Source organism: Roseovarius sp. M141, from assembly GCF_024355225.1.
GTDB lineage: Bacteria > Pseudomonadota > Alphaproteobacteria > Rhodobacterales > Rhodobacteraceae > Roseovarius.
Genome location: NZ_VCNH01000003.1, coordinates 41,704 through 66,844, shown reverse-complemented (window position 1 = coordinate 66,844; position 25,141 = coordinate 41,704). Strand labels below are relative to the sequence as shown.

General features: G+C 61.8%; 30 protein-coding genes. 19 read left to right on the top strand and 11 right to left on the bottom strand.

Going from position 1 to position 25,141, the window contains the following annotated elements; translation table 11 throughout:
* Nucleotides 1-113: 113 nt before the first annotated feature.
* From FGD77_RS02495 to FGD77_RS02450, 10 genes are all read left to right on the top strand, one after another.
* Nucleotides 114-1,145 carry an IS110 family transposase gene (locus FGD77_RS02495; RefSeq protein ID WP_055296358.1) on the top strand — a complete coding sequence of 344 codons (1,032 nt, stop codon included), beginning with the start codon at nucleotides 114-116 and terminating at the stop codon, nucleotides 1,143-1,145.
* A 491-nt stretch (nucleotides 1,146-1,636) separates the two neighbouring features.
* The gene (locus FGD77_RS02490) at nucleotides 1,637-2,023 is read left to right on the top strand and encodes a DUF6878 family protein (protein ID WP_255006038.1); all 387 of its coding nucleotides are present in this window, start codon (nucleotides 1,637-1,639) and stop codon (nucleotides 2,021-2,023) included.
* A gap of 1 nt (nucleotide 2,024) precedes the next feature.
* A complete protein-coding gene (locus FGD77_RS02485) occupies nucleotides 2,025-2,465 on the top strand; it encodes a hypothetical protein (protein WP_255006036.1) in 441 nt (146 codons plus the stop codon).
* A complete protein-coding gene (locus FGD77_RS02480; RefSeq protein ID WP_255006035.1) occupies nucleotides 2,462-2,743 on the top strand; it encodes a hypothetical protein in 282 nt (93 codons plus the stop codon). Before FGD77_RS02485 ends, FGD77_RS02480 begins: the two co-directional genes overlap by 4 nt.
* 81 nt (nucleotides 2,744-2,824) lie before the next feature.
* Nucleotides 2,825-3,046, top strand: coding sequence for a hypothetical protein (locus tag FGD77_RS02475; RefSeq protein WP_255006034.1), 222 nt, complete (start codon nucleotides 2,825-2,827; stop codon nucleotides 3,044-3,046).
* Between the two features lie 173 nt (nucleotides 3,047-3,219).
* Nucleotides 3,220-3,948, top strand: a complete 729-nt coding sequence (locus FGD77_RS02470) for a DUF736 family protein (protein ID WP_255006033.1) — start codon at nucleotides 3,220-3,222, stop codon at nucleotides 3,946-3,948.
* Nucleotides 3,949-4,167: 219 nt separating this feature from the next.
* Nucleotides 4,168-4,398: a hypothetical protein gene (locus tag FGD77_RS02465; RefSeq protein WP_255006032.1), complete on the top strand. Its 231-nt coding sequence runs from the start codon at nucleotides 4,168-4,170 to the stop codon at nucleotides 4,396-4,398.
* A gap of 23 nt (nucleotides 4,399-4,421) precedes the next feature.
* A complete protein-coding gene (locus FGD77_RS02460) occupies nucleotides 4,422-4,805 on the top strand; it encodes a hypothetical protein (RefSeq protein WP_255006031.1) in 384 nt (127 codons plus the stop codon).
* Nucleotides 4,789-5,541, top strand: coding sequence for a phosphoadenosine phosphosulfate reductase family protein (locus FGD77_RS02455; RefSeq protein WP_255006030.1), 753 nt, complete (start codon nucleotides 4,789-4,791; stop codon nucleotides 5,539-5,541). Before FGD77_RS02460 ends, FGD77_RS02455 begins: the two co-directional genes overlap by 17 nt.
* Complete coding sequence (locus tag FGD77_RS02450; RefSeq protein WP_255006027.1) at nucleotides 5,538-5,999, top strand: RadC family protein; 462 nt, start codon at nucleotides 5,538-5,540, stop codon at nucleotides 5,997-5,999. Before FGD77_RS02455 ends, FGD77_RS02450 begins: the two co-directional genes overlap by 4 nt.
* A gap of 240 nt (nucleotides 6,000-6,239) precedes the next feature.
* On the opposite strand, the gene FGD77_RS02445 is transcribed toward FGD77_RS02450, so the two are convergent.
* Both FGD77_RS02445 and FGD77_RS02440 read right to left on the bottom strand, forming a co-directional pair.
* Nucleotides 6,240-6,572, bottom strand: a complete 333-nt coding sequence (locus FGD77_RS02445; protein ID WP_255006127.1) for a type II toxin-antitoxin system RelE/ParE family toxin — start codon at nucleotides 6,570-6,572, stop codon at nucleotides 6,240-6,242.
* Nucleotides 6,572-6,847: a hypothetical protein gene (locus FGD77_RS02440; RefSeq protein ID WP_255006023.1), complete on the bottom strand. Its 276-nt coding sequence runs from the start codon at nucleotides 6,845-6,847 to the stop codon at nucleotides 6,572-6,574. Before FGD77_RS02440 ends, FGD77_RS02445 begins: the two co-directional genes overlap by 1 nt.
* 613 nt (nucleotides 6,848-7,460) lie before the next feature.
* Between FGD77_RS02440 and FGD77_RS02435 the strand changes: the two genes are divergently transcribed.
* The 8 genes from FGD77_RS02435 (at nucleotide 7,461) to FGD77_RS02405 (ending at nucleotide 13,577) form a co-directional block, all read left to right on the top strand.
* Complete coding sequence (locus tag FGD77_RS02435) at nucleotides 7,461-8,390, top strand: DUF2493 domain-containing protein (protein ID WP_255006021.1); 930 nt, start codon at nucleotides 7,461-7,463, stop codon at nucleotides 8,388-8,390.
* A gap of 219 nt (nucleotides 8,391-8,609) precedes the next feature.
* Complete coding sequence (locus FGD77_RS22250; protein WP_369682675.1) at nucleotides 8,610-9,686, top strand: SH3 domain-containing protein; 1,077 nt, start codon at nucleotides 8,610-8,612, stop codon at nucleotides 9,684-9,686.
* Nucleotides 9,687-10,463: 777 nt separating this feature from the next.
* On the top strand, nucleotides 10,464-10,646 hold the full coding sequence (locus FGD77_RS02430; RefSeq protein ID WP_255006018.1) for a hypothetical protein: 183 nt from the start codon (nucleotides 10,464-10,466) through the stop codon (nucleotides 10,644-10,646).
* A 1-nt stretch (nucleotide 10,647) separates the two neighbouring features.
* Nucleotides 10,648-11,085: a hypothetical protein gene (locus FGD77_RS02425; RefSeq protein WP_255006015.1), complete on the top strand. Its 438-nt coding sequence runs from the start codon at nucleotides 10,648-10,650 to the stop codon at nucleotides 11,083-11,085.
* An 8-nt stretch (nucleotides 11,086-11,093) separates the two neighbouring features.
* Nucleotides 11,094-11,504 (top strand): thermonuclease family protein, encoded by a 411-nt coding sequence (locus FGD77_RS02420; protein ID WP_255006012.1) that lies wholly within the window; start codon nucleotides 11,094-11,096, stop codon nucleotides 11,502-11,504.
* 56 nt (nucleotides 11,505-11,560) lie between these two features.
* Nucleotides 11,561-11,869 (top strand): single-stranded DNA-binding protein, encoded by a 309-nt coding sequence (locus tag FGD77_RS02415; RefSeq protein WP_255006008.1) that lies wholly within the window; start codon nucleotides 11,561-11,563, stop codon nucleotides 11,867-11,869.
* Nucleotides 11,870-12,489: 620 nt separating this feature from the next.
* The gene (locus FGD77_RS02410; RefSeq protein ID WP_255006004.1) at nucleotides 12,490-12,849 is read left to right on the top strand and encodes a DUF736 domain-containing protein; all 360 of its coding nucleotides are present in this window, start codon (nucleotides 12,490-12,492) and stop codon (nucleotides 12,847-12,849) included.
* A 314-nt stretch (nucleotides 12,850-13,163) separates the two neighbouring features.
* The gene (locus FGD77_RS02405) at nucleotides 13,164-13,577 is read left to right on the top strand and encodes a hypothetical protein (RefSeq protein ID WP_255006002.1); all 414 of its coding nucleotides are present in this window, start codon (nucleotides 13,164-13,166) and stop codon (nucleotides 13,575-13,577) included.
* A 77-nt stretch (nucleotides 13,578-13,654) separates the two neighbouring features.
* Here FGD77_RS02405 and FGD77_RS02400 read toward each other — a convergent pair whose 3' ends face one another.
* Genes FGD77_RS02400 through FGD77_RS02390 form a run of 3 tightly spaced genes read right to left on the bottom strand, consistent with a single transcriptional unit; the run spans nucleotide 13,655 to nucleotide 16,000 of the window.
* Nucleotides 13,655-15,469, bottom strand: coding sequence for a type IV secretion system DNA-binding domain-containing protein (locus FGD77_RS02400; RefSeq protein WP_255006000.1), 1,815 nt, complete (start codon nucleotides 15,467-15,469; stop codon nucleotides 13,655-13,657).
* On the bottom strand, nucleotides 15,466-15,744 hold the full coding sequence (locus FGD77_RS02395; protein ID WP_255005998.1) for a hypothetical protein: 279 nt from the start codon (nucleotides 15,742-15,744) through the stop codon (nucleotides 15,466-15,468). Before FGD77_RS02395 ends, FGD77_RS02400 begins: the two co-directional genes overlap by 4 nt.
* Nucleotides 15,745-15,772: 28 nt before the next feature.
* Nucleotides 15,773-16,000, bottom strand: coding sequence for a TraC family protein (locus FGD77_RS02390; protein WP_255005996.1), 228 nt, complete (start codon nucleotides 15,998-16,000; stop codon nucleotides 15,773-15,775).
* A 297-nt stretch (nucleotides 16,001-16,297) separates the two neighbouring features.
* Here FGD77_RS02390 and traA point away from each other — a divergent pair, with 297 nt between their 5' ends.
* The gene (gene traA / locus FGD77_RS02385) at nucleotides 16,298-20,059 is read left to right on the top strand and encodes a Ti-type conjugative transfer relaxase TraA (protein ID WP_369682674.1); all 3,762 of its coding nucleotides are present in this window, start codon (nucleotides 16,298-16,300) and stop codon (nucleotides 20,057-20,059) included.
* An 8-nt stretch (nucleotides 20,060-20,067) separates the two neighbouring features.
* Here traA and FGD77_RS02380 read toward each other — a convergent pair whose 3' ends face one another.
* The 6 genes from FGD77_RS02380 to FGD77_RS02355 all read right to left on the bottom strand — a co-directional run bounded on the left by FGD77_RS02380 (nucleotide 20,068) and on the right by FGD77_RS02355 (nucleotide 25,124).
* On the bottom strand, nucleotides 20,068-21,042 hold the full coding sequence (locus tag FGD77_RS02380; protein ID WP_255005994.1) for a dihydrodipicolinate synthase family protein: 975 nt from the start codon (nucleotides 21,040-21,042) through the stop codon (nucleotides 20,068-20,070).
* A gap of 41 nt (nucleotides 21,043-21,083) precedes the next feature.
* On the bottom strand, nucleotides 21,084-21,359 hold the full coding sequence (locus FGD77_RS02375) for a helix-turn-helix domain-containing protein (protein WP_255005993.1): 276 nt from the start codon (nucleotides 21,357-21,359) through the stop codon (nucleotides 21,084-21,086).
* 614 nt (nucleotides 21,360-21,973) lie between these two features.
* Nucleotides 21,974-22,876, bottom strand: coding sequence for an SDR family oxidoreductase (locus FGD77_RS02370; protein WP_255005992.1), 903 nt, complete (start codon nucleotides 22,874-22,876; stop codon nucleotides 21,974-21,976).
* Nucleotides 22,873-23,376, bottom strand: coding sequence for a heme utilization cystosolic carrier protein HutX (gene hutX, locus FGD77_RS02365; RefSeq protein ID WP_255005991.1), 504 nt, complete (start codon nucleotides 23,374-23,376; stop codon nucleotides 22,873-22,875). Before hutX ends, FGD77_RS02370 begins: the two co-directional genes overlap by 4 nt.
* A 24-nt stretch (nucleotides 23,377-23,400) precedes the next feature.
* Nucleotides 23,401-24,768, bottom strand: a complete 1,368-nt coding sequence (gene hutW / locus FGD77_RS02360) for a heme anaerobic degradation radical SAM methyltransferase ChuW/HutW (RefSeq protein ID WP_255005987.1) — start codon at nucleotides 24,766-24,768, stop codon at nucleotides 23,401-23,403.
* Nucleotides 24,765-25,124, bottom strand: a complete 360-nt coding sequence (locus tag FGD77_RS02355) for a hypothetical protein (protein WP_255005984.1) — start codon at nucleotides 25,122-25,124, stop codon at nucleotides 24,765-24,767. The genes hutW and FGD77_RS02355 overlap by 4 nt, the downstream gene beginning before the upstream one ends.
* Between the last annotated feature and the right edge of the window lie 17 nt (nucleotides 25,125-25,141).

Here is a 25,141-nt window from a genome sequence, read left to right as displayed (position 1 = left end):
CGCTTGTTTGTCAGCATGATCTGAAGTGCCGTTGCCCTTGATGCGCCTGCAGCGCGTCTACGAGGTCGTATGTTTCCATGCGCCTCAATTCCTAAGAATAGAAGGGCAACGACATGAATGTATTTATCGGATTGGATGTATCTCTGGCAAGCACTGCGATTTGTGTGCTGGGGCCACAGGGGAGGATCGTTGAAGAATTACAGGCGGAGAGCGAGCCTGAGGCATTGGTACGTGCAATAGCGTCATTGTCATATTCGATCGATGCGATCGGGCTCGAAGCCGGACCTTTGTCCCAATGGCTGAGCAAGGGAATGGAAGAAGCTGGCTTTGACGTGGTCATGATGGAAACACGATTGGTGAAGGCAGCCTTGAAAGCCATGCCGATCAAGACCGACAGGCGCGATGCTCAGGGCATTGCGCGCTTGCTTCAAATGGGATGGTACAGGCCCGTGCACCGCAAATCTGTGTCCTCCCAGGAAATCCGCGCGTTGCTGACGGCGCGCAAGTCAGTTCAGCAGGCCATCATCAACCTTGAGCTTTCGATGCGGGGTGTTCTGCGAAACTTTGGCATGAAGCTGGGGCATGTCACCCGGATTAGGTACGAGGCCCGGGTGAGGGAACTGGTTGAGCAGAATGAAATCCTGTCGGCGTCGACTGAGGCTCTTCTGCGCGCGCGTTCCCAGTTGCGCGCCGAGTTGGCTGACTTGGATGCCAAAATCGCGGGTCTGGCAAAACACGACGATGTTTGCCGTTTGATGATGACGATGCCAGGTGTCGGTCCGATCGTCGCCCTGACAGTCAAATCTGCGATTGATGATCCGACCCGCTTTGCGCGGTCGAAGGATGTCGGACCGTGGGCGGGGCTTACGCCAAGGCGCACGCAATCCGGAGAGATGGACATCGTTGGACAAATCACGCGAGCCGGTGATCGCGGGCTTCGAACCGCGTTGTATCAGGCAGCGATGATCCTGATGCACCGTGGTGCCCCGAACTGGCTGCAATCTTGGGCACTTAAAGTAGCGCACAGGCGTGGAGCGAAGAGGGCCATGATTGCACTTGCTCGACGCATTGGCGTCGTCTTGCACCGCATGTGGATAGACGGCACGCCGTTCCGCTACACGCAGAACTCCGGCGCGACTGCATGAGCGGGAAGCTTCAAGGACAATTCAGAGCGGAGGGTTGAGCTGCGCCTCATGACAGGTACGTCGAGGTCCCTTGCCGGGACGAGGTTCCTGGAGATGCCGAAGGCCCGCAAGTTATCAGCAAATGCTGAATACGCGGGAAAGATGGGCACCCAGGACCAGATTTGGACCAGGCATAGAGTGGCAGCTATGAGGCTGACTACGGACGGAAGAACGAAGCCCGGGTAGGGGGTGTCCCTCAGTCCTGATGTGCGGTTGCAGTGAAAAAGGAAAAGTAAGCTTTTGAATTTGTGCCTTAAAACTCGGTGAAGAATGAGATCTTCGCCGGGATTTTTGACTTGCCCGAAACCCTTGACAGAGGCCCGCCCCATTACGGAAGCGGGCCTTGGGTCGGGGGAACGCGGAAGGGGGTTTGCCCGCCCGCGTTCCGGCACCGTGGCGGACCTCCTGTCCCGTCGGCGCTGTCCCCAATCTCAGACAAGAGGACGAGACCCATGACCAATCCCCAGATAAACTTCGCCGAGACGATGGCGAAATGGCAGGCCGAGCGCGAGGCCGCGAACAGGGCTGCCCGGAGTGAATTGCTCCCGCAATTGCGCGGCCTCGGGATTACCGAAGTGATTGCCGAATACGAAGGCTACGGCGATTCCGGCAATATCGAAGATGTGACGGTGCAGCCCGCAGGCATTGCGCTCCCTGACGAACTCTGCACGAAGCTCGGCGACTTCGTCTGGTCCGTCGCCTATCACCAGCATCCGGGCTTCGAGAACAACGAGGGCGGCTACGGTACGCTGACCTGGGATGTCACCGCCGACAGTATCACGCTCGATCATGCCGACCGTTACGTCGAATGCACCCACACATGCGACGAGGGGCTCTGACATGGCCCATCCCCTCCATCATGCCGAGAGCTCGGCCCGGAAGTTCGGCGGAACGCCATCCGACTATCAGGCTGTTCACGATTGGTTTGATGCCTCCAAGGAGCATCTCGCCATTTTCACCCACCGTGCGCTACGCCATCACACGCAAGGCATTTTTGAGGCCGAACGGGTCTTCGGGCTTTCGCTCATCAACGCGACGGGGCGCGAAATTCCCATCCGCTGGATCGGCGAGCAGCATGTCCGCGAAGACTGCCAGGGCCGCATCCCGAGCCTCGCCGACTGGCTCGGTCGGATCCAGCCAGAACCCTGGATGGCCAATGGGCATATCGACCTGATGGCACGTGAGCCCGTTGGCGATCCGCGCACGGAATGGCTGGCCGAGGTGGCTGAAGGCAAGACGATCCTCGGCCTCAAGGACTGGATGGAGGCGATGGGATCATGATGCGCAACGTTCGCAGGTTCTACGATTGCAGCACCGCACATCTGCCGGCGCAAACCGCGCAGGCCATCGAGAACGGGCTCTTTGCCAAATCGCCGACCATGCGGAACGAGTATGGCTGGCTGTTCTCCGTCCCGGAAACGCTCGCCGATCTTCCGGCAGGCGTCGACTGTGACGCCTTCAAGACGGTCATGGCGTTGGCGCTGGATGCCGGGTGCGACTACGTCCTGTTCGATCGGGATGTCCCGCCGGTGCCCTATCTCGAGGTCTTCGACTGGTAGATCGAATGCGGGTGTACAGAGGCCCGATCTGCGGATCAGGCCTCTCTTGTTTCCAACGCCAACACTGAAATGGAGATCCAGATGAACGTCGCGGAGATCAAGGCCGCCGTGGATGCCGGCAAATCCGTCCACTGGGCGAACGAGGGCTACCGGGTGCATCGGGATGGCCTCGGCCAATACCTCATCACCTTTGTGCGGAACGGCAGCACCATCGGTCTGACCGACCGAAGCGGTCATCGGCTGAATGGGGCGGAGGCCGACTTCTTCATATCTGAGCCGGACCATGGTGCTGCGGCATCGTAGGGGAGGGTGGTGCGCGGGGCAACGTCGGGCACCCGTTCCGGCGCCGGGTCGGGCTGACAGGCAGGAGAGAAAGGAAAGAGGGCTTTCGGTTTTGCGATCCCATGAGGGGTCGAAAAGCAATCCCGCGTGCTCTGGCCAAGTGCCGGGCAGCGGCAAACCCAAGGAGAAGACCCATGTTCGCAGGAACCCTGACCAAGAATGCCGAGACCGCAGCCACCGCCTATTCCGGCATGATCCACTCGAGCCGGTTCGACATCGCGATCCAGCTCGAGACCCGCACGAAGATGTCCGAGCGCAGCCCGGATTTCGATGTGACCGCGGTGAACAAGTCCGGCCGGAAGGTGCGTATCGGCACGGCCTGGAACGAGACCGGCAATACCACCGGTAACCATTACATCTCGATGCAGATCGATGTCGGCCTCGGACCCTTCCGGGTCAACGCCGTGCAGACCAAGGAAGCACGCGAAGCGATGACCGGTGAATTCGAGATCATCCCGCTGGTCTCGAACGGGGCCATGAAGTCCGGCTCGATCTCGGGCGAACTGACCGCGATGGATGCCGACAACGCCTTCGCCGGCTACATCGCCAACATGATGTTCGATTTGGACTTCATGCTCATCGAGAACGAGTTCAAGAGCGAGGAGACCCATCCCGACTACCGGATCGAGGTCAGCTCGCCGCGCGGCCACCCGATCCGCGTCGGCTCGGCCTGGATGGCGAAGAGCAATCGCACCGGCAACGACTACGTCTCGCTCCTCATCAACACGCCCGATGGCGATCTGCGGGTGAATGCCGTGCAGAATGAGGAGCAGCGGGGCGGCAAGACCTTCTCGATCATTCCCTTCGTCGAGAGCGCCGGCCAGGACCGCGCTGAAAACGCCGGGCTCGCCCTGGTCGGCTGACAGGCAGCGACTTCTACAGAACTGGCGTCCCGGGCAACCGGGGCGCCTCTCACCCGTGCAGGCCTGATCCTCCTCCCATGAAACAGGCCTGACGGAGCGCTGTCGGCATGTCTCCGGCCGGTCAGCGTCCCCTGTCCGTAGGAGGCAGATCCCCGAGAGGGGAGCCGCAGTGAGGCGGCTCCCCTCTTTTCGTTTCACCCCGACAGAAGGACGACACCCATGTTCAATCTCACCCATCCCAAACTGGTCACGCTCGCAACTTCCGAGGGCTACGCCGAGGTCGCGGACTTCCTGGAAGACCACGCGCTCGACGACATCGTGCCCGCGATCTGCATGGCACCCGATTGCGACCACACGGCGGATCACGAGCCCGATCAGCGCGCCGGGTTCTGCGAGGCCTGCGGCCGCCCGTCGATGAAATCCGGCCTCGTCATCGCCGGGATGATCTGAGCGGCAAGGATCGAGGGCTTCCCATGACACATGATAGATACACCACGCCGGGCGCGCGGCTTACCTGGTCCGACGTCTCAGAATGGGTCGATGCCGCCCAAAGGATCGACGGGCGCCGTCTGAGCGAGGCGCGGAACCGAGCACTCGCTGCCCACGGAGCGGCCATGCCTCGCGAGCTCATCGACCGCGAGACTCATGTGCCATCGCTCGAGGCTGCGATTGAGCTCCTCAAATACGGCCCTCCTGGATTGGCCAGACCGTCGAAAGGCGAGCGCGCCAATCATCCGACGACGCCCATCATCATGGAACTGATGAACCGTCTTGCCGTCCTGAAACGCCGGGACGAGATGGGCACCGGGAACAACTGGGCCGCAATCTTTGGAGGCTCCGATGCGAATTCCGCCTGACATCACCGACCTGATTGAGCGCGGCGCCCTCGTGGCGATCAACCATTCCGGTGGTAAGGACAGCCAGGCGATGACGATCAAACTGGTCGAGGCCGGCATCCCGCGTGATCAGCTCCTCATCGTCCACGCCACCCTCGGCGACATCGAATGGCCCGGCACGATCAGCCATATCCGGAAGACCACTTTCGGACTGCCGCTGGTGATCGCACGACCCCGAAGGTCGTTCTTCGAGATGGTCCGGGCGCGGGGCATGTTCCCATCCCCACGATATCGCCAATGCACATCCGACCAGAAACGGGGTCCGATCGAGCGCGAGTTGCGCCGCTATCTCGCGGCCAACCCCCGGTTCGCCGGGCGGATCGTCAGCGCGATGGGGATGCGGGCCGAAGAAAGCGCCGCGCGCCGATGCCGTCCCGTGGTCAGGCCGAATGCCCGAAACGGTGTGGCGGGCCGAACCTGGATCGACTGGCTGCCAATCCATGGCCTCACCAGGCGGGAGGTGTTTGACACCATCGCCGCTGCGGGGCAGGAGCCGCATTGGGCCTATGGCCGCGGCATGTCGCGTCTGTCCTGCAGCTTCTGCATAATGTCTTCGCTCGCCGATCTGCAATGCGCCGCACGGCTGAGGCCAGATCTGCTTTCCACCTACATTGCGCTTGAAGACGAGATCGACCATACCCTGCGTCCCGACGGGACGAGCCTCCGCGACACTCTCGATCGATTGGAGGCAGCATGACCCTGCACGACCCCGATCAGATCGCCGAGCGGCGTTTGCCCGACTTCTCCGAGGCCGAGATTGCGACTATCGACGCCGCCCGGGCGATCCTGCGCAGGCACGCCCGGTCCACCGCCGCCCTGCAGTCCTGGAGCATGTTGACCGACTACCTCGCACTCAACGCTGTTCACGAACGGGTCGAGGTGTTTCGGGTGCTGCTACTCGACCGGAAGAACAAGCTGATCCGCGACAGGGTCATGACCCGTGGCAGCATCGATCACGTCCCGGTCTATGTCAGCGAGGTCCTCCGCTCAGCGCTTGTTCTCGATGCTTCTGCCATCATCCTCTGCCATAATCACCCGTCCGGCGATCCGCATCCGAGCCAGACCGACATCGACCTCATCCGGAAGATCGTGGCGGCCTGCAAGGTGATGGAGATCGTGGTCCACGATCACGTGATTGTCGGTTTCGGCCGGTAGAAGAACGCCTTCAGCATGCGGGCGGCCGGTATGCTGTCGGAGTGAGCCAGCGTATTCACGGATGCAGGATTGGCCAACGCCTGAGAGACGAGCATGTCAAGCATCCGACAGCCCCCATCATCATGGTTCTGGTGAGCCGTCTTGCTCTTCTGAAGTACTGGAAAGTGATGTCGCGCGATGACAACCGGACCGTGATGTCCGGCGGCTCGGAAGCGAATACCAGCTGACGTTGCGCACCTTCTATTCCGAAAAGGTCCGGCGGGCGGAGGCCATCTTCATCCAGTCCCGCCCGCCAAAGGCTGCCAGGGCCAGGTAAATTTGTCCGGCCCCGATATCCGGTTTGAAAACGATCGTCAGGCGATGCCCGGAGCCCCCGTGTCGCACCAGCCAGCCATCGAGTTTTCCGGCAAGGCGGACGCCCGAAGCCGGGTTGTCTGCGATCGCTTTCAGCAGGGCATCGACCTCATCCAAACGTCGAAGCGCTGCCGCGGTATCGCCCTGTGTGACCTCGATGATGTGATCGACGATGCCAATCAGATCCCGTTCGAAGAACGGATGCCGAACAAAGCGCATCAAGTCTTGCGGGTCTTTGCGGCCAGATGCGCACGTGCGCCTGCTGTGACGTCAGTGGCGTTCCCGACCGGCTCCCACTGATCGAGCGGCAGCGACAACCGCCGCTCCAGTTCCGCCTCAAGGAGGACCCGTTCGTGCTCACGCTCCGCTTTGGCCTTCGCCAGTTCACCCGAAACCGCCGCGCTCATGTTGGGATATTCCCCGGCTTCGACAAGTTCTCTGGCGAAGGCGTAGGCCGTATCGGTAAAACTGACGGATTGCTTCTGTACGCTCATGACGATCCTCTCGGTGTTCCAATAGACTACCATTATGTGCATTGCTTGACAATGCTCGCCAAGCTGACGGAAGCCTTCGGCCTCCCCTGCTCGGCAGCCAAGTCGCAGGCGAGATATCGGCCCTTGGCCGATCGCGCATTCGGCCATGCGGCCTCACCGCGGCGTTGCACCCGGCCTCCCGGTCTGCCCGTCTCGCGAGCACGGCGCTCCCCGGCCGCTCCGCCGGATTGCGCTCTGGTCTGTTTTGCCCGGGGGCAAAACGATCCCGCCGCTCCATCCGTCTCCCGCGTCCGGTCGCGCCGTTTGCCTGCTCGCGTCGGGCAAACCTACCGTCAAACACACACACATGAGTGCGGAAGCATATCCTCCGGATGGCCCCCGAATCAGCCCGCGTCAAGGATCGCAAAACTTTTCGGCGAGGGGGGTGCGAGAGGGGACGTCGGTCCAGTGCGCGATGACGCGCGTGTTGTCGGCGTCGTGCTCGGAAAACTTTTGCGCCCGGCAAGCCGGCGGCTGCGCCGTCCCTGACCCGGACAGATTCGGAGAACCAGACATTCGGCCATGCCCCCACACTCACGTGGTGGCTCAACAACCGATATCCGGAGATATGAACATGGCCTACGACCAAGCGAACACATATGAAACCATCGAACTTTTCGGGCTGACGGAGAAGGACGCCGAGCTTCCGATCCCCGGGGATGACATCCTGAAGGACAGCATCATCCGCGAAACCTTTGAAACCCTGCTCGGTCAACTCCGGAGCACCGGTCTCGAGGCCGAGATCGAACCGCTCGCGCATGGGCTCGCGACCATCCTGCAGCGCCGCAAGGTAACTCTGACGAAGGAGGTTGACCGCACGGCCGACAAGATCGGCGCACTGGCGAAATGCCACGACGGATCGGAAATCGCGGAAACCGCTCTGGAAGAGACCCAGGCCCGCTTCCTGCAGCTACGGGAGATCGTCGGCGCCATTGAGACGATGTCCGAGGCGGCAGCGGAATGCTACGAGGTCGAAACCGGCCATGCCTTCATCCCGGCAGCGGGGTCGCGCGCGAGCGTCCGGGCACAGGAGACGGGAGCCGTCTTCGAGGCTCGGCAGCTGCTCGAGCAGCATGATCGCGAGACGGCTGCCAAGTCGAAGGTCGAGGGGGTTCCCCTGATCGTCTCGGGTGCCACCGACTGGAGCGATATCGACGTCATCTTCAACACGCTCGACAAGGTTCGGGATCGCATCAAGCAGACCCGCAATCAGGACATCTTCATCTGCCACAAGGGCGGCAAGCATGGGGCCGAGATGATCGCGGCCCGGTGGGCGCGGGCGCGCGGCGTCGCACAGGCCCGCTTCGATCCGCGCTGGTCCGCACATGGGCGGGCGGCTCCGTTCAAGTGTAACGACGAGCTTCTGGACGACAAGTTCGCCGCGACCGGGGTCGTTCTCTTCGGCGGCAACGGGGTCGCGCTGAATCTCGGACAGAAGGCCGAAGCGAAAGGTCTGACGGTCATGCGGGTCACGGATCCTGCGAAGACGAAAGCAGATCAGTAAATAAGAGAGGGTCGCCTTCGGGCGGCCCTTTCTTCGGTTTCAACGGGAGCGCGCGAAAGTTGGACGCGTCGCAAGTCTCCAAAGTCTTGGGGATTGCAGTCCAGCCAATCCCGTTGCGCGATTGGCTGAGTGGCATCACTATGTAATCTCAGTCTATTGTACCCGTGCTGCAAATGACATTTGTTGCGTAGTATACCAACCGCGCAGGTTATTCAGTCGATGCCCTTTTCTCCGGAACGCACCAAAGAGATTCAATCGCGCATTGATGCGCGTCTGCGGTCCGGGAAGGCAAACGACTGGGAGGTGTCGTTTCTCACAAACATGGCCGAACGGTTTCAGCGGCATGGGACTGAGACGCGCCTGAGTAAAGCCCAGTATGCCAGCCTGCACAAAGCCTTGAAACTGGAACGTGAGAGACCGGCCCAGACTCCGACAGCAGCCGACAACGGCGCTTCCAAACCAGCACCAAAACGCAGCACCAGATCCGTTCAGGCGAGATCCCGTCCGATGTCCGTGACCCGTGCGATCAGTGCACCACGGCGCGCCGTGCGCAGGGCTGAACGCCAAATTATGGTGCCACTGATTATTGCTGTCGCGTTCTTCGCGTTGGTTGGATCATTGTTTGATTCAACATCTTCACCGTCCACATCTTCCAGCCCGTCAGCGACACCCACATCGCAGACGACAGATGCCGCTTACGTCTATGTGACAGGGACGCGTGTCAACCAACGTGCAGGGCCGTCTACTTCGAATGCCGTTATGGGTGTTTTGGCCGAAGGGACACGCGTCCAAAGACTGCGCGAAGAAGGGCAGTGGACCCAAATTCGATCAAACCTGGGGACGGGCTGGATGTCTTCCAGCTTCCTGTCTGGGATGGCGCCAGCCGCGGTACGACCCGCCCTGCAGGATCGATCCCTTCGTGCCGGCGATGTGCGGATCATTGATGGTGATACTGTCGATATTCGAGGCGTGACGGCGAATGTGCGTCTTGTCGGGTTTAACGCGCCTGAGACATGGAGGCCTTCCTGCACTGCAGAACGTCAGGTCGGGGAACGCGCCACAGCGCGTCTCAATCAGCTGGTGCGAGACGCGGCGTCGATTGAATTTGAGCGCGTGGCCTGTTCGTGTCGGCCCGGGACGGAAGGCACAGAGCAATGCAACTTCGGACGCCTTTGTGGCTCGTTGTTTGTTGACGGTGAGGATGTGGGACGCATACTCATCGGTGAAGGGCTGGCCGTGCCGTACCGATGCGGTCGGACAAGCTGTCCACCACGTCCTCAAGCCTGGTGCAGGTAACATCAAAGCCAGATCAGCGCATGCCCCAGAGATCGCGGTGAGGCCATAATTCAGATCGGCGTCGATGACACGATTAGGGCGAGGGTCTCAATGATCGATCTTGTCGGCCAAACTATCAAAACCTGCTCCTTCGCTGGGAACCGCAAAAGGCTCAGGCCGCCCTTGAGCCACCTCCTAGTCTCGCAAAAACCGCGATGCGATGAGAGCCCGGCCATCCCGCGCCATCGGTGAAACCGACATCGATCCTGTCTCGATCCGCTCGAGCGACACCCGCAAAAACGACCATCCGGAGCGGAGGGACAGGTTCACGATAGGTATTTCGCACCGGAGCGCTATTGTGAACGCAGCCGTCTGGGGCCAACCCGATGACCGGGTGGGGGTCTTCGGGTTTTCGGGATTTTTGCACTCCTTCGCGGCGAGTTAGGCAGGATTTGCGCCCGGGGATCCAAGCAAATTATCTTCCAGAACTCTGTTGTTGACGTTTCAGGCGCGCCGTTCCGGCCGCGCTCTACTCGCTACGCTCCCGAAGCCCACTGGCGCGGTCTTCGCCATCCGGTGACGATCGCTCGCGCGGGACGGGACCTTTCCACCAGCCGAATGACGGTCTGATTCCCAGCACCGATACCTGAAGCACGGCGCTATCTGCGCATCCTTTCACTCGCAGAGGGGCTGCTCACCTGTCTCCAGCGTCATCTCAAACCTTCCACTTACGGCAAGAGGCGCGGTGATACTCGCACCAGCATCGGCGATCTTGCGCGACTTTCGGTTGAAATGAGCATGGACCTGCTCAATCGCAGGCATTTCTGGCGATGGCTATTCTCTTTGTGCCGCGCCGCGGCAACTATGGGGTTGTTTCTGGCGATGCGCGTCTGGGTCGCGGATGTTTGTAATCGCGCGAATACCGCCGCGCTGGAGGAAGGTGCAGCCACCGATGAAAGTCTGACTCTTCAGGGGCAGTGATGTGAGCGAGGTCGTCGACAGTTTCAAAGCCAGCGTGATCCGTGCCCTTGAGCAGGACCGCTACGATGATCTGGTGCTCCTGCTTGCGAACCAGCTCCGCCGTCGGCAACAGGTGGTCAGCGTCCACGCCCGTTCCGCGCTGCCGGTCAACGCGGACATCTGCCAGCCCCTGCCCACCGGACGCCTGTCCCAAGAGCAGATCGACACGTTCGGGTTCCGGGATGAGGGCTGGTATATCATCGCCGTCGAGGACTGCGCGATCATCTCCGCGGAATGCTTTCCCTACACGGTCGATGATCCGGGCTTCCGCACGCATATTCAACGCTATCTGCGGGGGTTGAGTAGGCGCCATACCGACCTTCCGGACGTCTTCGCCACCTACCATCTGCGCGGCCTGCTCCTCGAGTTCCAGCACCTCTTCGAGTTCCGCCCGACATGAGGCTGCATATGATCACTGACGGGGCTTTGGCTTCCGTGCTGACGGTCGTGCTGGTTGCTCCGGCAGCGACGTCTGCACAGCAGATTGATTGGCGCGAGTGCCGCCCGTACCAGCGCCGCATCACCTGCGTCGTCGACACGCTCTGGTACTTGGGCACCAAGATCCGTCTGCTCGGCATCGATGCGCCCGAGATCGAAGGGCGTTGCGCCAATGAGCGGCGTCTGGCGCAGGCGGCAAGATTTGAGCTCACGCGGCTCCTCACCACCGGCCTGACCCGGATCGCCTATGGCGGGCGGGACCGATACGGTCGCCGTCTCGCCCGGCTCTGGGTCCGGGAGGGCGAGGTCGGCCTCGCCATGATCGCCGCCGGGCTGGCAGAACCATTCGGGCGGCGTGGCCCGTCACCCTGGTGCCGCTGATGCGCACCACCGGCGGGACATAGGCGATGAGTGGGTCCTTCACATGGGATGCGATCGTGCGCATCGGCACCATCAAGCCTTATGAGAAGGCGCTTGTCCTGACGGTCTTCCATACCCTTGATGCTCACCCGGTAAGCCCGCGAAGCCCGGATCGCCCGGCATGGAACACCATCGTCTGTTTCAAGCGACCGCTGCGCGACCAGATCGCCGACCACCTGTCGCCGGGCGATCTGTGCCATTTTCATGGGTATGTGCGCACCGGCACCTTTACCGACGATGCGGATGCCAAACGGCGCGCGGTGGATCTTGTCATCCAGCGGTTCGATCTCCTTCACAAACATATCGACGGCCCCACCGATCCCTGAGATGGCGGTTGACGGGAGGATCGAACGCCCCCGGCGGCGGGCGGGTATGCACCGGATCACGGGAGTGGTGCCATCAGTTGGCTGCCGGGCTGTGGAGCAGACCAGAGCATCGGCCGGATGAAACGCGCCACGGATCCCGTCCCGCAAACATATTGGCGTAGGGGCTACGGCACCGCCTGAGCCCCATTTTCGCAGAACGGTCGATGCCGGTGGTCCCGGAGGTCTCCGGCGTCAGCGCGATCGGGCACCTGATGGCGATGCGATGCAGCGCTGATCGCTGTGGGCTTTCGCGTTGGGGCCATGATCCTGCACGGGGCCGGGAATGGGGCAGGGGCCGGTGCCGTCATCGCCGTTCACGTGGGGTGAGGTGCACATTGCCCAAGGGAATTTCCTCACTTGACCCGGCTGTCAGGGACCAGTTCCTGATTGACCGCCACTGGGCATGGGCGCTCCAAAACGCAATGTCAAAAAGCCCGACCGAGTTCTCGCCGCCCGGCGCTGCGCTTGGTTGGCTGCGAGCCGCACCACTCGGGTTTTCTTGGTGCGTTTTCTCGGCTTCACCCATGCTGGTCCAGTGTCATCAGGAAATGGTTCCTGACACCAAAGAAGAGGAAAATACCATGAGCAACAAACTCGCATCTCTCATCCGGAACGACAAGAACATCTTCACCGGCACGCTCGCCACCATGGCCGTTCGCTCGAAGATCACCATCGTCCCCAACGCGAAGGCCCACAGCGATCAGCCGGACTACCGCGTCTTCGCCAATGGCACCTACGAAATCGGCGCCGCCTGGAAGAAGACCTCCGAGACCACCGGCAACGACTACCTGTCAGTGAAAATGGCCGCCCCCGAACTGGGTGCCATGGCGATCTACGCCAACGTGATCGCGCTCGACGAGATCGGTGATGACGGTGTCACCCACCTGATGCTCTGGTCGGCCCGCGAACCCCAGGCCGCCAGCAACCAGATGGTCGCCTGACCCCGAGATCGGTCCCGGTGGACCCTCCCACCGCCGGGGCCGATCAATCCTCCCACCCCGTCACAATGCGGTCTTGGAAGCCCGGATGACACAGATCGCCCCTTCCCCTAAAGTCCGACTGGATTATAAACAGCGTCACCTGCGCAAGCAGCAATGCGCAGGCAAGGCAGAGCGTTTTGCATTCGATCTGAATGCCCGGATCGGATGCAAAGCGTTTGCAGGAATGACAGGCGCACGCCTTCTGCGTCTTCCCGGGTTCGGGACAGGCGCAACAGGTATTGGGAATGAGACCATGCGGAAGAGACGAGCATAAATTGACCGAAGAAAAGACATTATTTGGCGCGACGCCTGTCACCTTCTTCGAGGGGCCACCTGAGGCGGAGGCGCTCGGGCCCGGCGAGCTCGGCGTGAACATCGATCTCTTCCGCCAGGTCAAGGCGCATTACAACAAGGCCAAGGAGAACATTGCCTGCCGGGTGCTTGCCGATATCTGTCAGGACATTCGCGACAGCGGCTATCTCGGGCGCATGGACGACAGCGCTGCGCGGCTGTCGACTACCGTCGTGACGGTTCAGCGCTGGCGCTCCCGCTTTGCCGATAACGGTTTGCTGAAACGGGAAAACCGGAACGGACTTTATTCGGTCGATCCGAAAGTAGCCGTACGCAAGGATGCGGAGGGCGAGGTCATCAAACCCAAATCCGCGAAGAAGGCGATTTTCAAGTTCTGACGCCGGGCGCCTCGAGCGGAAAACGCGATGCCATCATTCTCGTACTGCGCGTAAAGCTTCCAGGTCATGGCGACATCTCATCGACGCTTGATATGATCGCCCGGTTCGATGGAATGCTCCGGCGCGTGGTCCCCGAACCGCATCTCTTCCTGCGCGGTGATGTCCTCCTGGCGGGCGAGTTCGGCCGCGTCGTGGAAGATCTCGCGCAGCCGTGTCGTCCATGTTGCGGGCCGTTCGGCCTCGCGCAGGTCCGCTGATTTCGAGTAAGGGACCAGCACCTTGTAGATGTGCTTGCCGATTCCGCTGACGAGAACGTAGACGCCCTTCCTGTGCAGCAGCGGCCCCAGCTCGGTCTGGAAATCCGTGCGGTGCACGACGGGTTCGCGCTTCTCTTCGCGCATCCATTTGAGCCGCCCGCCACCATCCGTATCGCGCCGATGGGTGATCATGATCGTGTTGCCGAACTGCTCTTCGAGCCGCCGGGCGGTCTGCCCGACATTGATCTTGGCGATGACTTTCGTGCCGATCAGGGACTCGATCTGGTCGGCCACCTGTTGCGAGTATTTGGCGACCAGCTGCTCGACGCCCTGGATGCCGAGCACGACCGCCAGCCCTTTCGAACGACCGGTTTCGAGCATCGCCTCGAACCGGTGGACTTTGGGCAGTTGCGCGAACTCGTCGACGAAAAGCCAGACACGACGATCCGCGCTGTCGCCGAACGAGATGTCCGATACGTTCGACGACATGACGGTCAGGAAGGCGGAAATCCACCCCTCGGACTGATCCTGAAACCGACCCGAGCGTTGCAAAACCAGCGTGCGATCCTTCGTGTCTTCGTCCAGCAGCCAGCGCCGGAGCGAGAATTTAATGCGCCCCTCTGATCCTTCGCGCCAACCATAGGCGAGCATGCGCACCGCGCCGAGGCCTGCGGCCATGGTCGAGATCGTCGCCGCCACCTGGCGGTAATCGGCGTTGAGATAGATCATCGCGTCGCGGTGATATTGCCGCGCGAAGGTCTGCAATTGCTCAAGCGGTAGCTGCGTGGTTTCCATCAACTCCCACCACGTCCAGCGCCGAGGCTTGGTCTTCATCAGGGTGATGATGCAGAGCGCCAGAACCGTGCGCGCGGAGTCCGAAAAGAACCGGTCCTTGCTTTCGGGGATGATCCGGTTCGCCACCTCGATCGCATCCTCTTCGACGATGAGATCGTTGGCGATATCCCAGATCACCGAACGGTCATCATGCGGGGCGAGCAGGAGCGGCTCTTGCGGGGTTTGCGCATTTTTCGGTTTCGAGAACGCCATGCGGGTATAGTCGCCCTTGAAGTCGAAGACGACGACCTTGTCGCCGCGTTCCATGACCGATCTGAGCAGGGGCAGGATGGTCTGGGTCTTGCCACCGCCGATGGCGCCGAAGATCAGGAAATGGTTCACTTCGCGCAGTCGGCTGACCCGGAAATCTCCAAACCAGTGCACCCCTGGCGCATCCTGTTTGATCTCCCTGTCGGAGGCCTGGACCAACTCTTTCGCCCCGGCGACCGTCAGCCCGGCCTTGATGATGAGGGGGCGGACCCGCAATCCCCAGTCCCAGACCAGATAGCCGAGACAGCCCAAAGCCATCATCACGAATGCGGCGAATGTCGTCGTTCCCTGATAGAACTGGTGTTCGGAGTCCGGTGACAGCGCCGCCTTGATCTGACGACAATAGGCTTGGTCGAACGGGTTCAGACATGCCTTCACATAGGTCCACCGCATCGGCACGGTCGCGCCGTCCGGTGTGTCATAGCCAAGGTGGCGAAAGAACACCCAGTAGGTGAGGCCCGCAGCGACGGCGCATCCGACCATCGCCATGATCACCCAACGATAGGGTGCGACATCGGGCTTAAGGATCATGTCAAACCACTCCCGCGCGCGCTAGCCGCTATCCTTGAGACGACCCCTCGGCGGGACGCTGCGCTGCCGCCTTCGTCACTCTCTGACCTTGCACGGCGATAGGCAGAGACGAACGCCTTGAGTGCTGGTTCGCCGCCGGTTTCAACGTAGTGGGCGAGCACCGCCTCGATCTCTTCGGGCCCAAGATGGATCGCCCCGGCGCGCTCCGCGGCCTCGCCGATCATGATCCGGGCGCGGGTCTGCTTCTTGCGGTTGGCATGTTTGGCGCGCTGCATCACCTGCTCCTGTTTGGCAATCCGGGCATCAAGGGTTCGGAGTTCGGGGAGGCGCGGTATTGCGGCGAAATCGCTCCGCGACCTGGCGGAACTCCTTCAAGAGATCCGCGTCGGAAATCTCCAGCACCGTCAGATCGGCCTTTGCGGCGATCTTGCCGATCTGCGCGGCGCGGGCTTCAAGCGCCGCACTCCGCTGCGCCTTGAGCGTTTCGATCTCCTTGTCGATGTCGGTCACTGACTTGGGTTTTCTGGCCATGGGTGCTGTTCCTTTAATCTCGCCTTGGCGGTGCTGGTCTGGAGAGCGGTGCTGCTGACTGATCATATCGTAATACATAACGATTGATATAGCGATAAAAATACGATAGAAAGATGGAAGAATGGCGCACTTATACGTCGCAGGCGACATGTGCGGCCCGCGAGGCCGCGACACATCAGCCAGAGATGGCGCGACGAGCGGACAGAGCGACAAGGACCCGCAGTTTGACTGGCGCTGGTCGCCATCGCGGAGGGCGCAGCGTCTGGCTCCGGTGGCGGGCCGGAAAGGAAGGGCGGGGTGGCGATTTTTCATCTGTCGGCGCAGATCGTGGGAAAGGGAGGCGGACGGTCCGCCGTGGCCGCGGCCGCCTACCGGCATTGCGCAAAGATGGCGCGCGAAGAGACCGCCGAGGAAATCGACTATTCGCGCAAGGGCGGCAACGCGCATTCGGAGTTTGCATTGCCAAAGGATGCGCCCGCTTGGATTGCCGAGTTTGAAGCGGATCACACGGCGGCGGAAACCAGCGCCTTTTTCTGGAACGCTGTCGAGGTGTTCGAGGCGCGCAAGGACGCGCAGCTCATGCGCGAGATCGTCTTGGCCCTGCCGGTGGAATTGTCGACCGAGCAGAACATCGCGCTCGTCCGTGATTTCGTCGCGCAGGAGATGTCCGCGCATGGAATCGTTGCAGACTGGGCCTATCATGATCCGGACGGCAATCCGCATATCCACCTGATGACGGCGTTGCGACCCCTGAGCGAAGACGGGTTCGGAGCCAAGCGCGTGCCGGTCGTTGGGGACGATGGCGTGATCTCGCGCGGAGCGGATGGCAAGATCAGGTCGGAGCAGTTCACCGGCGGGCTGGAGCGGTTGCGCGCCATGCGCGCCGCCTGGGCGGAGATTCAGAACCACCACCTGGCCAGGCACGGCCATGACATCCGCGTCGATCACCGCTCGTTCGAGGATCTCGGGATCGACGCGGTGCCGAGCAAACATCGCGGCGTGGCCGCCGACAACATGGATGCGCGGGGCGCGCCGTCAGAGCTGATGACGAAAGCCAGGCTTGCTGCGCGGGAGAACTACGAGCGTTTTGTCGAGGATCCATCGCTGGTGCTGAAGAAGATCACCACCCAGAAGGCGGTGTTTACCCGACATGACATTGCGCGAGAGATACATCGGACGGAATGTTCGGCGTCAGAGTTTCAGGCGCTGTTCTATCATGTCGGCGCGCATGAGGAACTGGTGTCGGTGGCGGCCCCGGCGTTTGATCCATTCACCGGCGAGGCGACAAGCGAGGCGCTGTTCTCGACCAGAACGATGGTCGAACTGGAGCATCGCATGGTGCAGAACATCGAAGGGCTGGCGCACCGGGTATCGATACCGATCACCGACGCGCAGCTCGAGAAAACCTGTCGGGCGTTCGAGGCAAAGCGCGGGTTTGATCTGACCGATCAGCAGAAGATGGTCGTGCGTCATCTGACCGGTGAGCGCGGTGCGGCCGCCCTGGTGGGCTATGCGGGTGCGGGCAAATCGACGGCGATCGAGGCCACGCGGATGGCGCTGGAGGCGCAGGGCTGCACCGTCGTGGGCGGCGCACTGGCGGGGATCGCGGCGGATAACCTGCGCGCCGAGGCAGGACTCGAAAGCCGCACGCTGGCCTCTTGGGAGTATCAATGGGCAAAGGGCGATCTGCTACCGAATGCCAAAACCGTATTCGTGATGGACGAGGCTGGGATGGTGTCCTCGCGCCAGATGGAGAGTATCACGCGCACGTTGAACGAGGCCGGAGCCAGGATGATCGTGCTTGGTGATGCCCGTCAGTTGCAGCCGATCCAGGCCGGAGCGGCATTCCGCGCCTTTGTCGATGTGACAGGGTATTGCGAACTCGACTCTGTCGTTCGGCAACGTGAGCCCTGGATGCGCGACGCGGCGATCGCGTTCGGATCGGGACGCGCGCATGCGGGCGTGTCCGCCTATCTTGACAATGACAGGCTGGATTGGCGCGAGTCGCAAGACGACGCGCGGGCAGGGCTCATCGAGGACTGGTTGCCCTATCACCGGGCACGCGCCGACGTCACCATCATGGCGCACCGCAACAAGGATGTGATCGCGCTCAATGCCGCGGCACGGGAAGCATTGAAACGGATCAACGCTGTGGGGGAAGATCATACCTTCTCTTCTGAGCGCGGCGGCAAGCCGTTCGCTGTGGGTGACCGGATCCTCTTCTTGCAAAACGAGCGCAGCCTCGGTGTGTTCAACGGATCGACCGGGCAGGTGGTCGAAGCGCACCGCAATCGCCTCTCGGTCCTGGTCGAGGGTCACGCCGATCCGATCACGATCCGGGCCAACGAGTATAACCAGATCGATTACGGCTATGCGCGCACGATCCACAAGGAGCAGGGCAACACGGTGGACCGGGCCTTCGTCTATCTGTCGCCGAGCATGGACGCGCAACTCTCCTACGTGGCGCTGACCCGGCATCGCGATGACGTCACGCTCTATGCCTCACGCGAGGATTTCCGCAGCCGGGGTGAATTGATCGAACAGATGACCCGCGACCGGTTGCAGGATTCGACCGCACTCTATCGCGACCGGGTCGATCATCGCGACATCGTGCGCGGCTTTGCCGAACGGCGCGGCTTCCCGACCACGAGAGTCATCACCGATTTCGTCAAAGCCAATCTCCACTATCTGCGCGAGCGGCTCGACAGGTTGGCCGCCCGGTTTGATCGTCTGCGACATCCGGCACCGGAGCGTGAACAGTTGCGAGTGCCGGACAGGGACGGAAGCAGAGCGGACGCGATGCGTGAGCGCGCACGCGCGCGACCGCCGGAGATGTCGCAGCGGCTGCACCGGTCCGTCAGCCGCCTGGCGCAGAATCTGGCCTCGGAGCATTGCCGCGGCCGCAAGGCCCAGGGCTTTGAGTGCAGCGCGCATTATGAGTTGAACCTGGCCGCATCGGCAGATGAGTTGCGCAGATTCAACGCGGACGTTCGGTCGGTGTTTCCGAAGGACGCGATCCTGAACCACGGCTCGCATCCGCCGAATGAGGACGCGCCGGCTCTGGATGGATTGCCGGACGGTTGGAAGCAGTACGCTCGTGAGAATTGGTCAGCCCTCTTCGCAGCGCAATGGGCTGAAACACGCGCTGAGTTGCTGCCACTGATGGAGCGCAGCCGTCCCTGGGATGTCGCGGCCCTCACCGATGGAGCCGATGGAACGCCGACGAGAGCTGAAGACAATGACCAGGCACAACACCGCGTGAGGTCCGACATGCTGCCAGAAAAACCTTTGATCGATGCTGTTTCCGAGTTGCCGCCATTGGAGGATCGAGAACTGCGTTCCCGCGCAGCCGCGGACATTTCGGTTCGGCCAACTTTGGCAACGGCAAAAGACATCGCCGGCCGGATCTATGGCGATCCCGATCAGGCTGTTGAACGAATGATCACGCAATACGCCGAGCATGCGGACGGCAAAGCACTGGTCTCGGTCATCGAACGATCGCCCTCGAGCTTTGGTGAGGTCCGGGGCACGACCCGTCTCGGGATCGCCAACGGGGACCGCCGCGCAGCGCTTGAGCAGGCGCCGATGATGGCGCGGCAAATGGAAAAGCACTTCGCGGCGCTGGACGGGATCAAGGAGCGCGTCGCCCGGCAGCATGAGGCACGCCGCGTCGCCATGCACAAACCTCTGCCGGACCTGTCCCGGGAGGCCTGTACCTTTCTTGATCAAATGGCACAGATACAAAGGATGCCCTCAGGGGCTGGGAAGGAAGACCGGACGTGTTTGCTGTTGACGGACAAGGCGTCGCTCCAGGAGATCGTGCGGTTCCGCCAGGCCCTCACCGAACGCTATGGTCAAGGCGGCGATGCGATCCGGAACGGGATCAAACAGGATCCGGCCCTAACGTCACTGCCCGCCACGGAGCGAAACCTCGTTCAGGCTCGCGTCACGGCGGTCACGCAATCCATCCCGGTGATCGGCCAGATGCGCGAGCAGATCCGCCAGCGGGATCGCGCCCCGGAACTCGGCAAGGACAATTCGCGAGGGATTGAGCGGTAGGAGGCGTGTCAGACCCAGCTGACGGGGTCGAGGCCGGTTTCCTCGACGGTCTGATGTATCCGGTGCATCAGCTGGTCGGAAAGCGGGTCGGCAACGCCTCGCATCTCCGGCGTGGCAAGCAACCCGCGGTGATGGGCGATTTCGCGGCAGATTCGCTCGCGGGTAATGTCGTCGTGGCCGGACAGCAACCCGATGAGGGGCGAGAGCCGGTTATGGAGCGCTTGCGCGTCAAAGAACCGGCCCGATCGGGAGGCCTGGTAGAGGGCCGCCACTTCATACGGCGCCAGTTGCGCCAGCGGCGACAACACACCGTCAGCCCCGGTATTGAGATTGTGAAACAGCGCGCCTGCCGAGGACGTCAGGCACGCCAGGGGCCGTCCGATGGATTTCAGGGCGTAGTAGTTTTGGTCATACTGCACGACGTCGTCATCCGCTCCCAGGACGAAACCGATGACGTTGTCGCAGTGCCGGGCGAGATTGATGAGCTTCTCGCTGAAGGCAATGCGGCAGCGTCTGTCACCGTCGAGGGCCACAATGACGGGCAGGGACAGGCGATCCGTGAGATCGGTCAGAGCGTCGAGACGCTCATCGACGGAACCCCCGGCACGCCCCTGTTGCCAGTCACCTGCGCTTCCGATCACGGCATCGGCACCGGCCGACTGGCAGGTCTCGATCTCTTCGAGGGTCGCGTTCGAAAGCGTGCCGACATGTGCGAGCAGCAGCCGACCAGGGTCCAGTCCTTCGCGCGTCCGGCGGATCACCTCGCTACGCTCAGCGAGCGTCAAGCTGTCGCGCTCACGATCCGCCGTGTTCACTGCGATCCCGACGAGGCCATCGATCCGGGTGAGTCGGCGGGTCTGGTCTGTGATGGCATCCGCTAAAACCGCGCCGCTGTCGTTAAAAGGCGTGAGTGTCGGAACGATGACGCCCTGAGACAGAACTGAAGCCACATTTTCAAGGGACGGCTGAGTGAGCTTTGGCATTGAGCAGATCCCCTCTCGTGGTCAAATCTTTCGCATATTGTTCAAGAACTGGAATTCTGGCCCAGACTCGCGCTGTTTCCCGGGCACTCCGAAGCAGGGTTTTGCGTGTCTCTTGGTCGGAGGAGGACAGACGGATCGACCTGGAGAACCAATGAAATCTTCTCGAGTATATCGAGCGACACGGAATATTTGCCGTTCTCGACCTTGCCCATGTAGCCACGGTTGATCCGCGCACGCAGGGCCAGATCTTCCTGGCTGATGCCAAGCGATCGTCTCAACTCCTGAATGTTTTGCCCGACGCGGTCTCGTAAGTTCATGGCCGATAAACGGCCATGGTGATCAGTATTTAACCACGCGATATACTAACCATTCAGCTCTGAAAGGGTCGCCAGGTGTCAATAATATGATTCTGATGTTCTCGGATTTTTTGCCTTAGGGATCCGATGGTCTTCTATCGTAATTAACCTCGGGAGTCTGTCACATGAGGATCAACGAGCGGAGGCAACTTTCGGCAAGCCAAAAGTAGCCGTTTTGCATTTGTCCAAGGAATGATCTGTGCAGTCGAAAGTCTGTTCGTGCGTGACGGGATTACGGTGGGGTCGGGCACACCAAGCCATCTGCTTGAAGTATCGATGCACGCACTCCGTATCGAGGCTCGCAAGGTCAAAAACCAGCTGAAAATCCCGGCTCGGATAATGTCCAACCCATCGTCTGGCGAACTCTCGGTCCTGTCGTTTATGTTCGCTCCTCGATTGCAGATCGGTGAGGATGGCGAGCAGGACATGCTGCCACAATCTATGCTCTGACCTCATTTGCATGCATTTTCTCCGAACCGTAGCTATCCATGGTATTCCTGCCCAACAGTCTGCGTTCGAAAGAGTGACCGAAGGGGCCATTTCCAGCGCCAGTGCGCAGTTCAATATCAGATAATCTACTCAGGATTGCTCGTCTCCTCATTCAGTATCGCCGCCAGCCCGGCGCGATGGTCTGGATAGATAGGTTTGAAACCGAGTTGTTCGCGCGCCCGCGAAATATCCAGCCGCTTGCACTCGGCGTAGAAATGACGCGCCATGGGGGACAGCGCAGGATCATCGAAACGGATGGCGGGCGGAGCGGGTAGGTCGAGAAGTTCTGCGGCATGGGTCAGCACCTCATCGGCCGGTGCGGGGCTGCCATCGGCCAGGTGAAATACCGGTCCGGCCCCGGGCCGCTCCATGCCAAGGCGCAGTGCGGCAACGATATCATCTACATGGATGCGGTTGAACACCTGACCGGGTTTGACGATGCGCTGTGCCTGTGCTGCGCGAAACCGCGCGAAGGGCGAGCGCTGCGGGCCGTAGATTCCCGGCAGGCGGAACACCTGCACCGCCACACCCGAGGCGGCGCCGAAGGCCAGCCAGGCATCTTCGGCCTCCACCCGGTTGCGGTTGGACTGCGTCAGCGGGTTGCGCGGATAGCTCTCGTCGATCCAAGCCCCGTCCGCATCGCCATAAACGCCGGTGGTGGACAAAAGCCCGATCCACGCCGGATGCCTGCATTGTTGCGCCAGATCCGGATGATGCGTCAGGACGCCGTCGCCGTCATCATCCGGCGGGATCGAGATCAGGATGTCGGTGACTCCCGCCAGCGCCTTGGGCGGCACCGGGGCGGTGCCGTCGAACAGCCACGGGGTTATGCCCGCAGCGTCAAGCGCCTGCATCCCTTCTGCACTGCGCGAGGTGCCCGATATCTTGCCGCCTTCGGCGAGGATCGTGCGGGCCAGTCGTTGCGCGCTGTAGCCGCAGCCGAAACAGAACAGATGCCGGTGGGCGGCGGTGCCGCGCGGCGCATTCATATCGTGTCGAACCCGGCGCGCAGGTCATGGTATTTCGTGACCTGCTCGGGAACCAGTTGCCGGTCCGCTGTGCGGCCCAGATAGATCTTGAACATGCAGCCGCCCTCGGCGTTGTAAAACTGGATTGAATGGGTCTCCATACCGAACAGCTTGCGCGAGACGAAGGCGATCATATCGCAGGCCTCGGCTTTAAGATGCCCGCCGACGGCCTTGCCGCTGAGGTTGTACATACCGCTCCCCATCGCGCCCTTGACCACGCCCTTGGCCTCGAGGATGACATCGCCGGTATTGACGATGAAAGTCATGTCACCCCAGTCGCGGAAGTCGTCCATGACGGTCACGAAATGCGCGCCCGAAATGCAATACGCCTCGCCCTCGGGCAGCGCGCGCAATACGGCGGCGACGCTGGTGCCCGCGGATTTTGCGATATCTTCCAGCGCGGCGGTCGGTGTTTCGGCCGTCGCGGCCTTGATGCGCAATGCGGGGTCCTGTTCGGTCATGGTCTGTCCTTTCGGTGAGTCGAATCAAAAAGTTGCGTCGGCAAGACGCGCCAGCAGCCGCCCGGTCATCTGGACCTGCCAGAAGCGCCCGGCCAGCGTGAGATCGTGAAAGCCGTGGAAGGGCCGCAGCAGACCGGCCTCGGTCCATTGCGACAGGATCGGCGCGACCCGGGCAAGCGCGGCTTGCCCCTCGGGCGCGGCGCTGATGCGCGCGGGGTCAAGGCGGCCGCGCTCCATACCGGCGCGGATGGCCTGAAACACCGGTGCGCCGGGTTGCGGCCCGGTCATGCCCATGGCCAGAGCGTCATTGCCTGCGACGCGGGCGGCGTAGTCGTCCAGGTTGGCGGTGTTGCGATATCCGTATCCCGCCAGCGATCCACCCGCGCCCGCGCCGACGGCGATGCAATCCGCGCCGGTCTTGACCTCGTAATTGTAAACGGACCGCTCACGCATCGACGGGCTGCGCCAATGAGTCGTCGAGATCGTCTTCCAGCCTGCGCGTTCCATCGCCTCGGATCCGGCGGCATAGAAACGGCCCAGCTTTTCGCGGGTGGCGGGGGCGAGCTTGCCCTTTTCCACGGCCGACAGCAAAGGCGTGCCGGGGATCAGGTTCAACCCGTAAAGGTCCACGCCATCCAGACCCAGTTCACTGACGGTGTGCAGATCGTCGGCCCATGTCTGCAAGGATTGCTTGGGCAGGCCATACATCAGGTCGATGACGATGCTGCCGCTGTCGGCGGCCACCAGCCGTTCCAGCCGGGCGGTCACCTCGGCGCGGGTGGCCTTGCGCCCCATGGCGCGGCGCACGGTTTCATCAAAGGTCTGCACGCCCAGCGAGATGCGGTTGACCCCGGCACCAAAGGCGGCGGCGATCTTGTCATCGGTGAAATTCCAGATGCGCCCTTCCAGCGTGATCTCGCAATCGGGCGCCAGTGGCAGGCGATGGCGCAGGGCGGTGATCAGCCGATCAATGTCATGTGCCGACAGGACGGTCGGGGTGCCGCCGCCCAGATAGAGTGCCCTCAGCGGCGGGCCGTCCAGCACTGCGCGATCCGCGAGGCGGTCCAGCTGGTCGATGATCGTGTCCACATAGGGCGTGCCCGACCCCTCGCGCCAGGCGTTCTGGTAGAATCCGCAGAACAGGCAATGATTTTCACAAAACGGGATATGCACATAAGCCACGCCCGGCCTGGTGCGCGGCGTGTCCAGCAGACGCGCCCATGTGGCGTGCAGATCTTCGGACGGGATGGGCGCGCCTTGCGAGGGCGGATGGGCGCGGCGCGCATCGTCGAACGCATCGCGCAGCGGCGTGTCGCTGATGCGCGCAAAATAGGCGGCGCAATCGTCTCCGGCCTGTGCCGCAACCGGCTGTTTGAGCGCGCCTTGGGTCATTTCGTCACCGGACCCTGCGCAGAAATGGCGCAATACGCGTTTGCCTCACCGCCTGTTTCGCAAGCGTCTGGCGCGACGGGGCGGACAGTGAAACCATCCTCCAGAGATATCCCGTTCAGCGCGACCTGGTAGTGCCAACGCATATCGGCTTCGGTGTATCCGTGCTCGTACGGAGTCAGGTCCAGATCGGTCTGGCCGCAACGCATCGCCTGAATCGTGTAGCCCGCGCCGGTCAGGATCTGTTCGACCGCTTCGGCCTTGCCTTCGCAATCGGCCAGCGAGTCGGCCTCGCTCAGCGCCATATGGGTGGTGCCGCCATCGCCAAGCGTCAGGATCAGCAGAGCAGTTTTCAGCATCGGATTTTTCCTTCGTA